The organism is Rickettsia endosymbiont of Lasioglossum villosulum (assembly GCF_964026455.1).
In the GTDB taxonomy this organism is placed as follows: domain Bacteria; phylum Pseudomonadota; class Alphaproteobacteria; order Rickettsiales; family Rickettsiaceae; genus Rickettsia.
This window is the reverse complement of sequence record NZ_OZ032152.1, coordinates 550,933-562,871: the sequence shown is the minus strand read 5'-3', so window position 1 is coordinate 562,871 and position 11,939 is coordinate 550,933. Positions and strand designations below refer to the sequence as shown.

The following is an 11,939-nucleotide window of genomic DNA, read 5'->3' as shown; positions in this document are numbered from 1 at the left end:
GGGCTTTATGCACAATAAGCTACTTGGATTTTTGCACAATAAAATTGTTCCTGCTTTAATTGAAAATAAGTTGTTTTCGTCTGAAGAAATTAAACCTTATTTTTATGTATTGTTTAAACATCTAAAAAAAAATGATCTTAATGAGCAGAAATTACAAGCAATATACAAAAGACTTACAGATCAGGATATAGATTTTAATAATCCTGAATTAAATAATATTCATACTTATAGTAATTGGCAGGATGTGGCTAAATATCTTGCTATGGCTACATTATTAATTGATTATATTTGTTTTTATTTCCGAGACCCAGAAACCATATTCTATGAAGATCCTATGTTTTATGCTTCAGTTTCTATTAAATTCGCAAGGCTTGCTTCATTATTAATATCATCTTACTATGGTAATAAAATTACTCAAGATGTTACTGGAGAGGAGTTAAGCAATAACATATTTTTCCAAAATTTTTATTATAATGATGCAGCAAGATTAAATATGGCTATAATCCCTCTAATAATGTTTGAATCGATAAAAGATTTAAAATTGATGCTAGAAAAAACCCAACAGCAGTAAATGAATTTGCTCTAAGCAAAAGTTTAGAATGGTTTTGCAAAATGGTTACAATGCAAGTACCACCTAATTATCCTGGTCATGGTAGAAAAGTATATCCAGGATTTTTACAACTTGCAGGTTTTGTAAGCTTAAATCTATTCCGTCATATAGATTCGCATTTGGAATTATGGCAAAATTTATTAAATTGCGATTATCAAAAAGCTGATCATACTATTAAATTCTATGATGAATATTTAGCTGCTATGGATATGCCGGCAGAATTTTACCTACAAACTATCGATGAAGTATTCCAACAATTTTCACTAGCAAGAGGCAAATTAGTTTCAGAGCAACGTCCTATTGATCTAAAAAATATTACTAAATGTGCATTACTTGGTATAGAGGGAGAACTTGACGATATTGCAGCAGTTGGTCAAACCAAAGCAGCTTTAAAGCTTTGTGCCAATATTCCCGAATCAATGAAGAAATATCATTTACAAAAAGGTGCAGGACATTATGGCGTATTTAGCGGCAGTAAGTTTAAACAGTTTATAGTACCTGTTATTAAAAGCTTCATATACGATTTTGACCAAGCTAATTTTAAACAACCTAAAGCTAAAATGGTTTGATAAAACTCTAATAATAGTATGTCATACTGCGATTCGATTGCGGTATCTTAAGGATACGGTTAGGAAAGATTCATTTTACTATATTTCTAGTTTGGTCTTCCCATATCAATAATAGTTGAATCTTTAAAATCAGTATTTATTAAAAAAGGTACGGTAATATAAGCTTGTATTCTATTATTAGCTACTTCTTGTGCAATTGGCTCGCTAAAGCTTTTACTATATTTAAGAAGCTTCGTAGCAGCTTTTAAATTTACTAAATAACCTGTAGAAGTATAAAAATATCTTTGGGTATTAATTTTTTTAAGATAAGGATTATTATAAATTTTATAAAATTTTTGCCTCGGTAGATGCATCAAAAACAAATAGACTAGATCCCAATCACTAGGTAAAGATTTGATTATGGTTGAGAATTTCTTATAAAAATTTTCTTCTAATATAGCATCGTCTTCTAAAATTAAGGCATATGGAATATTTTCTTCAACCATTTTAAGCCAAATTTCTCTATGGCTACAATAACACCCAAATTCACCCGCGGTTAAGGTGCGATTTAATATCTTACTATTTGCATAATAATTTATATTCTCTGATGGACAAACAATAGTATAATTATTATCTAATGATAAAAGGGAAGAATTATTCTTTACATCTAAACCGGTAAACTTTTCTCCTTTTTGGTTTGTTATAGATAATTCATAACCGTTTACTGCTCTAAATCTTTCATAAGGTAAATTAATATGAATAAATTGTTTATTTATATTATTATATCTATTGGTACTATGATCTAGATTAATTACAAAAATTTTAATATCTTTTTCACTAATCGGATTATTTTTTAACTGATAAGTAATATAAAAAAATACTTTTTTATGCGATAAATTTTATTTTTCATTTAATAAAGGTAAAAGTTTTTCTTTTAATTTCTCTTTTATTATAGGGTAATTATTTAAAGAATTGGGTACAATTGAGTTATTATATATTTCACAATATTTTTCGTCATTTTGATCAACAGAAATAATATAGTTATATAGATCTTCTTCTGAAGCAAAATCTTTAGCAAATATTACTGCCTTAGGATTTACGTCTTTAACATAACTTTTATCTGCATAATAAATAGGGACCGCTCCAGCTAGATAAGCTTGGAAAGGTTTTTCAGTAACATAGCCTTCATACGTCTTATTTTCATAAGCAATTACAAATTTGCATTCAGATAACCACTCTCTAGTGTTTTCTTTAGGTACTACTCTAGCTTCGTTATTTAAGTATTTACCTCCGCTTCTTATTCTTTTATATGATGATAGCTTGTGAAAAAATTTATCTCTTGCAACGCAACCATCAAATTTTTCAGTATCATCTATATGTGCACTAACAAGAAAACAAGCAAAATGCGGCTTATTCGGGTTGCATTTAGGTCTTTTATAATTTGTGCTTATCTCATTAGTAAAATACATATAATATAGAGGTATTCTTATATAATGCGGATGATCTATATAATCAAAACCTATAGCTATATCATAATTATCAGGGTTAGGTCTAATAGATTCACCAGTAAAAAATATTTTTATACTATTCTTGTTACTAATTTTTTTCTGACCGAAAACACTCTCAATTATAAGGTCATAATTTTTATGATCTATAACAATTTTTCTTCCACTTTCTTCTATTACTTCTTTTATCATTGGCAGTTCATCTATTGTAAATCCTGACCACATATTGATGAAACTAACCCTTAGAATATTTTCATTTTTTTTGGACTTTAAATTTTCTATACCATATATGCAGACAAATACTAATAATATTGATATGCAAATTATAAAAATTTTTCTTAACATTTGAATTATCAATTTATTCTTCTATTTGTTGTGGTTGAGAATTTTCTGCTTCTACTTCAATAATTTCGGATTTGGAAGAAACAATTTGGTAACGTTCAAGACTTGCAGGTAGCGTTTTATTTCCTGAATCAATACCAAGTTTTTGTATATTCTTAACTCTTGACATAAAATTACGATTAAAAGAAGCCGCAAACTTATCATAATTAGTAACCATATTATGTAGATTATTGCCAATTTTTTGAGAATAATCTGCTATAGTACCAATAGAGCTTAATAACTTTCTTACTTCTTCAATAATTACTTTATAATTTTCTGAGCGTCTATGGTCAGTAATTTGAAATTTTGCGAATGAAAGCATATTCATAAGCCCACTAGGTCCTACTGGGAAAATACTACAGCCCCATGCTTTTTGTAGAAAATTAGGATCAGCTGCAATAACTTTTTCAACGGCTTGTTCAGTGGGTAAAAACATTAAAGTAATAACATTGTTATAATTCTGCTCTTTTTTATTTAATTCAGCTAAAATATTTTCAGCATAATCTTTATTAGCTAACGATTTTAAATGATAATTCATAGTTTTGCTAAGATTCCCACTATTATCCTGCTCATCAACTAAAAATTTGGAAGCTTTTGAATCAATCACCATCAAATTACCGGAAGGCAGAAAAATAAGTGCATCAGGTCTTAATTTAGTACTATCTGCAGTAGTTAAACCATATTGCATGATGAAATCTAAATTAGAACGTAATCCTGATGATTTTAAGATATTTTCGAGAGTAATCTCAGCAAGTAGCCCTGCCCTAATAGGCGAAAGTAACGACTGTTTTATTAAGTCCACTGTGCTTTTAGACTGCTCAATATCTTTATTAAGTGTCCCTACCATAATAATTAAACGCTCAAACTCACTATTAAACTTTCCAGAAGCAGTAGCAATATTTTTCTCAGCTAGTTCTCTTGCTGCTGTGTTTTCCATTTTATGGATTTCGATAAGTTGTTTAGATAAATCCTTGCCTAAATCAAATAATGCAGCTTTAGCTGAAGAAAAAGATTCACTACGTATTTTTTCAGAATCCTTAATAGATTGCTCTTGATACTCTACTCTGCACTTTAGTTGCTCGATTTTCTGTAAGTAAGCTATTTTTTCTTGATTAAGTAGCTGATTATTATTAGTAATTTCCAAATTTTGATCTGTTAAGAATTGTAGCTCTGTTTTTAAAGTTCTAACTTTTATATAAAACCATATATTTAAGCTCACTAAAACGAGTAAAACTATTGCAGCACTTGGTAGTAAATAATTCATAAAATATGATAAGCAGTTTTGATTTTAATTATACTTGATCTTTTTAAATTTGCACTATTTATTCTTTTTAAGAAATAGTTAAAAATTTAATTAAATGCTTGCAAAAATTAAGTATTAATATATAGTAAGTTTCTTAAAATAAATATATTACAAATATGATAAAAATTAAATGGGGAGAAAAGTTAACTCTAGAAATATTGAGGAACAACATTTAATCAATAATCCTAATTTTCTTGAGGCTATTGCCCGCTATATAACATATAGTCAAGACAAAATAACAAGTGATATTTATAGTCGTTATTGTAATTTAGCTATTAAAATTGATAATAAAAAAGCTCTAGATTTATTAGCCCCGCACTTAGCTTCTTACGGAAAACCTGATTTGATTATTGAAAGTAATAGTGTTAATGCTGCAAAGTTATTAGGTTATAAAAATTTCATAAATACGTTTGCAGTAAGCTATCCAATATTTTTAAATATGATAACCAAAAATGGTAATGAAGATTTTATAAAAGAAGTTTTTAGGCATTTAAAAATACATCCAGAAGATTTTCTTTTAGATATAGAAAGAAATCGTTTAAGTAATGCTAGTATAAATGCTATAGCTAAATACAATGAGAATATTAGGCAAGATAAAGAAATAAAATCTTTATTACATAAAAAAGGTTTTAAATATCTTGAATTAGAAAATTTAACTGAAATGGTTTATGGAGATGTAATAGCTGAACATATCAAAAAATATAATAGTATTAAAGGATTAGCTAACTTTTTAAATGAATTAGGTATAGAAAGAGTTATAAATTTTGGATTAAAAGAGTTAGTTGATATAGCCTTTGGGAAACTAAAAGATGATCACCACAACAACCTATTGAATGAATTAATTCAAAGTCGAGGTGTAGAATCAGTTAAAATTTTTAGGTTTAGAGAGTTAGCTGATAAAGATTTTGAAAAGCTAAAAGAAGTTTACATCGATAATTTATTGACTAAATTAATTGAAAGGCAAGATATAAAATCATTTATAACTTTATTAGAACATTCAAAAAAAATATCTGCTAAAAACATTATTTCAATTGCTGAAAATTGGTCTAAAGATAATATAAAAATAATATTCGAACATCCGGTTGTTCAAGATTTAAATAAAAATTATTTATTGCAGTATTTAAAATCAACATATTTGAATAAAGAAAGTAACTACATAAAAGCGGCTACAAAATATACAAAAGATTTAAATAAATTTGAAGAATTAAAACATTTATTGAAAAAGTTTGGAATTAAAGAAGTTGCAAGTTTTAATTCTTTAGAACTAATTAAGTTAGGATTTAAGGATTTATCATTTGACTTAATAGAACCATATATTAAAGGTTTTGACCAAGTTAAAAAAAATACTATTTCTGGAATATTAGAAGAATATTTTACAAATCCCAATACAAATACTCTTAAAGATCAAGAAAATTTTAAACTTGAAGAATTATTCTATATAGTTTCTGAAAATGAAAATATACATACTTTAGAGCAATTATTTAATCCTCACGTCAACCTTAAACCTAAAAATTCAGGTTTTGGTAAAAATAAATATAAACATTTGATTCCTAAGAACCTCAAAGATTTTAGTAAAGAGCAAATTAATTATTTTGTACAAAAAGCTATAAATAAAAATGATATTAAAATTATCAAATTATTGTTTGAATATTGTACGAATAATGAAATATTTATTGAAGATAATCAAATGAAAAATTTTATACAGAAAGCTGTTTCTAATAAATTTTTTGAAATTACTAGAACTCTCATTAAGAGCAGGGATATCATTAAGAGCAAAGAGATAGAGATTGATAATAAAGAGTTTATTAAAGAAATTGCAAAAAATATTACTGCCCCAGAAAATCTTGAACTTTTTGAAGTAGCGTTAAAATATGAAGGATATCCAATAAATTTTGAAACTACTATAAATTCTCAAGGTATTATAGAAAATTGTAATATTTTAGGAGATATTTAAATCTTTTAAAATAAAAAGAATAAGAGGATTAATTTTCCGTCATTACAAAAGCCACGACGTGGCAATCTCATAAAGCAAACTCCTGAGATTGCATTAAAACTATGCTCCTCGCAATGACTTACACCCACCTTAAGCCGGTATATCTTCAACAGCTGCTTGCTTTTTACTTGTTTTTGCTGCTGGGGTAATAATAGAAGTAATTATTGGCTCTATTAGCCCCTTAACTACATCTTCTGTAATAGTAACACGCTGTTTCTTCAGCTCAGCAACTTTATACATACTATCAAGTAAAAGATGCTCAATTATCGAACGAAGACCTCTTGCTCCAGTTTTTTTAGCTAAAGCTTTTTCAGCAATAGCTTCCAATGCAGAATCCTCAACTATTAACTCAGCTTCATCAAGCTCAAATTGTTTTTTAAACTGCTTCACTATAGCATTTTTTGGCTTAGTTAAAATTGTAACTAAAGCTTCTTTATCTAAATCATCTAAGGTTGTAACGATTGGTAATCTTCCGATAAATTCAGGAATTAATCCAAATTTTGTTAGATCCTCAATCTCTAAAGATTTAAGAATTTCTCTGTTAATTTTTTCTTTGTCAATATTTACATTTGCTGCAAAACCTATAGAACTATTATTTGTTCTAGAAGTTATGATACTATCAATTCCCATAAAAGCACCACCGCAAATAAACAAAATATTTGAGGTATCGAGCTGCACAAAATCTTGCTGTGGATGTTTTCGACCACCTTGCGGAGGAACAGAAGCAACAGTTCCTTCCATAATTTTAAGTAGTGCTTGTTGTACGCCCTCCCCTGATACATCTCTAGTAATTGAAGGATTCTCGGACTTTCTAGCAATCTTATCAACCTCATCAATATATATTATACCTTTTTGTGCTTTAGCCACATTAAACTCGGCAGCCTGAAGTAATCTAAGTAAAATATTTTCAACATCCTCACCAACATAACCAGCTTCCGTTAAAGAGGTAGCATCAGCCATAGTAAAAGGTACGTCTAAAATTTTAGCAAGTGTTTGAGCAAGCAACGTTTTACCTGAACCGGTAGGACCAATTAACAAAATATTAGATTTATTAAGCTCAACATCATTATTGCCTGATTGGACATATTCAAGCCTCTTATAATGATTATATACCGCTACTGCTAGAACTTTTTTAGCTTGCTCTTGACCAACTACATAATCATTTAAAACTGAACATATTTTTTGCGGAGTTGGAATAGTGGAAGTAATCTGCTTTAACGCTATTTTACTTTCTTCTTCCATTATATCCATGCATAAATTTATACATTCATCGCAAATAAATACTGCAGGACCTGCTATTAACTTTTTCACTTCATGCTGCTTTTTGCTACAGAATGAACAAATTAATTCCTTTTTATTAGCTTCTACTACCATCAATTTTTCTTTTTTTATGTTTATATACTTATTGTCTATCGTGGTGACGTACTCGCATGGTTTAGCTCTATCATCCCGTGGAAGCTTTGTTGTCTAGATCAATTCTTCCTCTGTCATCCCGCGAGCTTGTAGCGGGTTCCAGCTTAAAATACTAAAATTATTAGTATTAAAAGTTGCTTTTCTGGATACCGTGGTCAAGCAACTAGATGACACCGAGGGCGTTTTTTGATCCACACAACAATGCCTTGCGAGGAACATAGCTTTGATACAATCTTAAGGACATTTTCATAAGATTGCCACGCCACTTTCAGTGGCTCGCAATGACGTTTTTGTTACAAAACCCTACCATACATATAGTAATCTTTATGCTCATTTGCAACTATTTCGTATTTTTTAAGTATTCCCTCACGTGCAAACCCGCATCTTTCAAGTAAATTAATTGAGCGTAAATTATCTGTAATTACTGTTGCTTGAACTCTGACAATTCCAATATGATCAGCAATTTTTAAAATATTTTTTATAGATTTTAACATTATGCCCTGCCCCCAAAAGCTATAATCCAAATCATAACTGATTTCTGCCTTATGATGCTCTAAATTTATTATGTTAAAACCGGCAGTACCAATAAGTTTATTATCACTTTTAAGTGCAATACCCCAATAAAAACTTCTGTGATTCTTATATAAACTAGACCAATAACGAATTTCTTCCTTAGCTTCCTCTAAAGTTTTTGGTCTGTTACTTTCTGTTATATAAATAGCCATTTCAGGCTTATTCATATAATTAAAATAATCTTCAGCATCCACGTCCGTTAACTCTCTTAATATTATATCATCTAAATCGAGCGTAGGAAAGGGGGAGTATAAATATTTTCTATCAATCATAAATATTTTGCAGGGTCTTGTACGTTATTCTTTTTAAAAGCATCAAGCCTTATCGTGCAAGCAAGGCAAGTGCCGCAAGATAGATCATCTTCGCTAGGATCATAACATGATATGGTATTTTTATAATCTACTCCAAGCCTAAGCCCTGTTTTAATTATTTGATCTTTAGTCATATTAATCAAAGGAGTATGAATAGTAACTCCGCCTATGTTGGTTGCTAGATTTGCCATTGCTTCAAAAGATTTGATATATTCAGGGCGGCAATCAGGATAATTTGCTGAATCGCTAGTATGTACGCCTATGAAAATATCCTTAGCACCTATTATTTCGGCAAACCCTAATGCGTAACTTAAAAAGATTGTATTACGAGCAGGTACATAGGTAACAGGTACATCTTCAGGTAGCTCTTTCCCGTCCTGATAATGAGGAACGTTTATATTATCATCGGTAAGAGCAGAACCGCCAAAAGCTCTTAAGTCTATATTGACAATTTTATGTTGCTTGACGTTATACTCTTTTACTAGCTCCGTAACTTTCCGTAGTTCAGCATTGTTACGCTGCCCATAGTTAAAACTTATAGCATGAATCTCATAACCTTGCTCTCTCATTATTGCAAGAACAGTAGCAGAATCCGCCCCACCACTAACTAAAATAACCGCTTTTTTCATTTCTATATTCATTTCTTTATTAAGAGTAATTATAATACAATTATATAAAATATATACAGAAATTTTTATGACTACAAAAATATTTATTAAAGAAAAAACTATTAATAGTAAAGATTTGAGTGCTTTAAGCAAAGATATAGACAACACTAAAAAAGGTACAAAATTAATACAACAATTATCAGGTAAAAGTACCTCAAATATGTCTACCGATGAAATAATGAAATTAACACGAGGTAAGGTATAAATATTCTTGACTAAATAGTGATAATAATTTAAAGTCACGCTGTTACTTTGATAACTTATGGCGGGTGTAGCTCAGTTGGTTAGAGCATCAGGTTGTGGTTCTGAGGGTCGCGGGTTCGATTCCCGTCACTCGCCCCATTTTTTATTACATGTCATTCCCGCTTAAGGCTTGCCCCGCGTGGATCGAGAGTCGTCATTGCGAGCGAATGAAATGAGCGTGGCAATCCAGAAAAATAATAAAAAATGCTATAAGTTAGCATTTTTTAACTAGATTGCTTCGTCAATTACTTCGTAATTTCCTCGCAATGACGGAAAAACTAATCCACGCGGGGCAAGCCTTAAGCAGGAATGACATAATTCTTTTCATATGAACACCAAACTTTTATATAGACTGGCTAAAAACTTAAGATTCTATAAAAAAGATTTGATCATTGTTATAATCTCTCTTCTTAGCGTATCGCTTGCGTTATTACTAATCGGAAATGTTTTCAGAAATTTAGTTGATCAGGGTTTGGTTTTAGATCGCACTGCGGCAGTTGATAAATCCATATTATATATCTGCCTGCTTATTATTATCTTAAGCATTGCTAGTTTTTTCCGTTCGTATTTTATTAATAATGTTGCTGAGAAAGTCTCGAGTCAAATAAGAAAGGAAGCCTATAGCAAACTAATTAATTATGAAATTACTGAATTTGAAGAGCTAAAAATTGGCGATATAATCTCCCGTCTTACGAGTGATATAGATCAAATATCTAAGCTTATTGTTAATTTCCTATCTTTTTTTATTCGCAATTCAGTGATGTTAGTCGGTAGCATTATTTTGATGTTTTTTGAAAGCTTTAAACTAGCATCGATAGTAATTATCACTATTCCTTTGCTACTGATTCCTATAATCAAATTTGGTAAACATATTAAAGCTTTATCCAAAAAAACCTTAGAATCTCAATCACTTTTAGCATCTGATATTAACGAAAGTTTTAGTAATATCAAAACCATCCATGCTTTTGGCGGTCAGGCAGCTAAAATTACTGAGTTTAATAATCTGCTGCAAGATTATTTGACCTATTCGGCAACTCGTTTAAAAATTCGTGCTTTGTTTTTCGCATTCTCAATGGCTTTTATATTTCTTGGGGTTACACTCGTTATTTGGATTGGGGCTTTGGATATAGTAAAAGGTAATTTATCCTCCGGTCAAATTATATCATTCATTTATTATGCAATTATTGCCGGCTTTAGTAGTGGTGGTATTTTTGAGCTATTAAGCGAGATGCACTTGCCGCTTGCTGCTTTAGAGCGAATAGTTACCATCATTGATAAATCACCTATAATTAATCATACTAATTATTCGAATTTAAAGCCCGTTAATTCTATATCGTTAGAGTTTAAAAACGTAAATTTTTCATACCCATCAAGACCTAATTTAAAAATCCTCAACAATATATCTTTTAAAATAGATTCTACTCAGTTTATTGGTATCGTTGGCAGATCAGGCTCAGGTAAAAGTACTTTGATGCAGTTACTATTAGGCTTTTATGTCCAAGAAAGCGGTATAATTTTGGTAAATAGCCAAGATATTGCTCTTTTAAATCCTAATGAAATCCGTAAATTAATCGCTTATGTTCCGCAAGAAGCTAGTATTTTTTCTGGTACTATTAAATCAAATATTATGTTTGGTAATGATTCTAGCGAAGAGGAAATAACCGAAATAATAAAAATTACCGGTATAGCTGATTTTGCTGATAAAATTCCTGATGGGATTAATGCCAAAATTGGCGAAAAAGGCGTTAGGCTATCAGGCGGGCAGAAGCAAAGAATAGCCTTAGCAAGGGCTTTACTACGCAAACCGCAAATCCTACTTCTTGATGAAGCAATGAGTGCTTTAGATACCGAAAGCGAGCAGAAACTATTAAACTCTATTAGGGATATAATGCAAGGAAAAATCATTATCTCAATCGCCCACCGCATCAGCAGTATAGAATCAGCAGACAATATTTTGGTAATAGATAAAGGAGTAGTAGAAGCCGAAGGAACGCACGCTCATCTACTAAAAACCTCTGACCTCTACCGCACTATTTATAAGGAAGTGGATTTATGACTAACTACCCACGTGTTGGTATCGGGATTATCCTATTTAATAGTAAAAATGAGATTTTGCTTGGTAAGCGTATTAACTCGCATGGTGAATCTACCTATGGCAATCCTGGTGGGCATTTAGAGTTTGGTGAAACTTTTGAAGAGTGTATCATTAGAGAAGTTTTAGAAGAGACAAATTTGATCATTAAAGATCCTAAATTTTTAGCTGTTACTAATGATGTTTTTGAAAAAGAGCAAAAACATTACATATCGATTTTCCTTAAAGCTCATTGTTTAAACGAGCATGAATTACAGAATTTAGAACCCCATAAAGTAGAAAGCTGGCAATGGTTTGCA

Annotated in this window: 10 protein-coding genes, 1 tRNA gene and 2 pseudogenes; 7 read left to right on the top strand and 6 right to left on the bottom strand. The window is 30.3% G+C overall.

Features of this window, described 5'->3' with window-relative positions:
• The first annotated feature begins 7 nt into the window (after positions 1-7).
• Positions 8-571: a hypothetical protein gene (locus AAGD49_RS02745; protein ID WP_341789032.1), complete on the top strand. Its 564-nt coding sequence runs from the start codon at positions 8-10 to the stop codon at positions 569-571.
• A pseudogene (gene phaZ / locus AAGD49_RS02740) lies at positions 541-1,179 on the top strand (polyhydroxyalkanoate depolymerase); the annotation flags it as partial. The gene AAGD49_RS02745 and the pseudogene phaZ, both read left to right, overlap by 31 nt.
• 86 nt (positions 1,180-1,265) lie before the next feature.
• Here the strand turns inward: phaZ and AAGD49_RS02735 are convergent.
• The 3 genes from AAGD49_RS02735 to AAGD49_RS02725 form a co-directional block, all read right to left on the bottom strand.
• Positions 1,266-1,979, bottom strand: a complete 714-nt coding sequence (locus AAGD49_RS02735) for a glycosyltransferase family 25 protein (RefSeq protein WP_410525917.1) — start codon at positions 1,977-1,979, stop codon at positions 1,266-1,268.
• A 78-nt stretch (positions 1,980-2,057) separates the two neighbouring features.
• On the bottom strand, positions 2,058-3,008 hold the full coding sequence (locus AAGD49_RS02730) for a glycosyltransferase family 10 domain-containing protein (protein WP_341789031.1): 951 nt from the start codon (positions 3,006-3,008) through the stop codon (positions 2,058-2,060).
• Positions 3,009-3,021: 13 nt separating this feature from the next.
• Positions 3,022-4,308: a DNA recombination protein RmuC gene (locus tag AAGD49_RS02725; protein WP_341789030.1), complete on the bottom strand. Its 1,287-nt coding sequence runs from the start codon at positions 4,306-4,308 to the stop codon at positions 3,022-3,024.
• Positions 4,309-4,477: 169 nt separating this feature from the next.
• Between AAGD49_RS02725 and AAGD49_RS02720 the strand changes: the two genes are divergently transcribed.
• A complete protein-coding gene (locus AAGD49_RS02720; RefSeq protein ID WP_341789029.1) occupies positions 4,478-6,301 on the top strand; it encodes a hypothetical protein in 1,824 nt (607 codons plus the stop codon).
• 129 nt (positions 6,302-6,430) lie between these two features.
• Here the strand turns inward: AAGD49_RS02720 and clpX are convergent, their stop codons facing one another.
• The 3 genes from clpX to queC all read right to left on the bottom strand — a co-directional run bounded on the left by clpX (position 6,431) and on the right by queC (position 9,266).
• Positions 6,431-7,714: an ATP-dependent Clp protease ATP-binding subunit ClpX gene (gene clpX, locus AAGD49_RS02715; RefSeq protein WP_341789028.1), complete on the bottom strand. Its 1,284-nt coding sequence runs from the start codon at positions 7,712-7,714 to the stop codon at positions 6,431-6,433.
• 332 nt (positions 7,715-8,046) lie between these two features.
• Positions 8,047-8,598 carry a GNAT family protein gene (locus AAGD49_RS02710; RefSeq protein ID WP_341789027.1) on the bottom strand — a complete coding sequence of 184 codons (552 nt, stop codon included), beginning with the start codon at positions 8,596-8,598 and terminating at the stop codon, positions 8,047-8,049.
• Positions 8,595-9,266: a 7-cyano-7-deazaguanine synthase QueC gene (gene queC / locus AAGD49_RS02705; RefSeq protein WP_341789208.1), complete on the bottom strand. Its 672-nt coding sequence runs from the start codon at positions 9,264-9,266 to the stop codon at positions 8,595-8,597. Before queC ends, AAGD49_RS02710 begins: the two co-directional genes overlap by 4 nt.
• 67 nt (positions 9,267-9,333) lie before the next feature.
• Between queC and AAGD49_RS02700 the strand changes: the two genes are divergently transcribed.
• From AAGD49_RS02700 to AAGD49_RS02685, 4 genes and pseudogenes are all read left to right on the top strand, one after another.
• Positions 9,334-9,510, top strand: coding sequence for a hypothetical protein (locus tag AAGD49_RS02700; protein WP_341789026.1), 177 nt, complete (start codon positions 9,334-9,336; stop codon positions 9,508-9,510).
• Positions 9,511-9,570: 60 nt separating this feature from the next.
• Positions 9,571-9,647 (top strand) — tRNA-His (locus AAGD49_RS02695).
• Positions 9,648-9,876: 229 nt separating this feature from the next.
• Positions 9,877-11,604 carry an ABC transporter ATP-binding protein gene (locus AAGD49_RS02690; RefSeq protein WP_341789025.1) on the top strand — a complete coding sequence of 576 codons (1,728 nt, stop codon included), beginning with the start codon at positions 9,877-9,879 and terminating at the stop codon, positions 11,602-11,604.
• A pseudogene (locus AAGD49_RS02685) lies at positions 11,601-11,927 on the top strand (nucleotide triphosphate diphosphatase NUDT15); the annotation flags it as partial. The gene AAGD49_RS02690 and the pseudogene AAGD49_RS02685, both read left to right, overlap by 4 nt.
• Positions 11,928-11,939 lie beyond the last annotated feature (12 nt).

Bases quoted from the DNA above. Each gene is read 5' to 3' on its own strand.
- AAGD49_RS02720 (WP_341789029.1), top strand. From the start codon at position 4,478: ATGGGGAGAAAAGTTAACTCTAGAAATATTGAGGAACAACATTTAATC.
- AAGD49_RS02710 (WP_341789027.1), bottom strand. From the start codon at position 8,598: ATGATTGATAGAAAATATTTATACTCCCCCTTTCCTACGCTCGATTTA.
- AAGD49_RS02725 (WP_341789030.1), bottom strand. From the start codon at position 4,308: ATGAATTATTTACTACCAAGTGCTGCAATAGTTTTACTCGTTTTAGTG.
- AAGD49_RS02745 (WP_341789032.1), top strand. From the start codon at position 8: ATGCACAATAAGCTACTTGGATTTTTGCACAATAAAATTGTTCCTGCT.
- clpX (WP_341789028.1), bottom strand. From the start codon at position 7,714: ATGGTAGTAGAAGCTAATAAAAAGGAATTAATTTGTTCATTCTGTAGC.
- AAGD49_RS02690 (WP_341789025.1), top strand. From the start codon at position 9,877: ATGAACACCAAACTTTTATATAGACTGGCTAAAAACTTAAGATTCTAT.
- queC (WP_341789208.1), bottom strand. From the start codon at position 9,266: ATGAAAAAAGCGGTTATTTTAGTTAGTGGTGGGGCGGATTCTGCTACT.
- AAGD49_RS02730 (WP_341789031.1), bottom strand. From the start codon at position 3,008: ATGTTAAGAAAAATTTTTATAATTTGCATATCAATATTATTAGTATTT.
- AAGD49_RS02700 (WP_341789026.1), top strand. From the start codon at position 9,334: ATGACTACAAAAATATTTATTAAAGAAAAAACTATTAATAGTAAAGAT.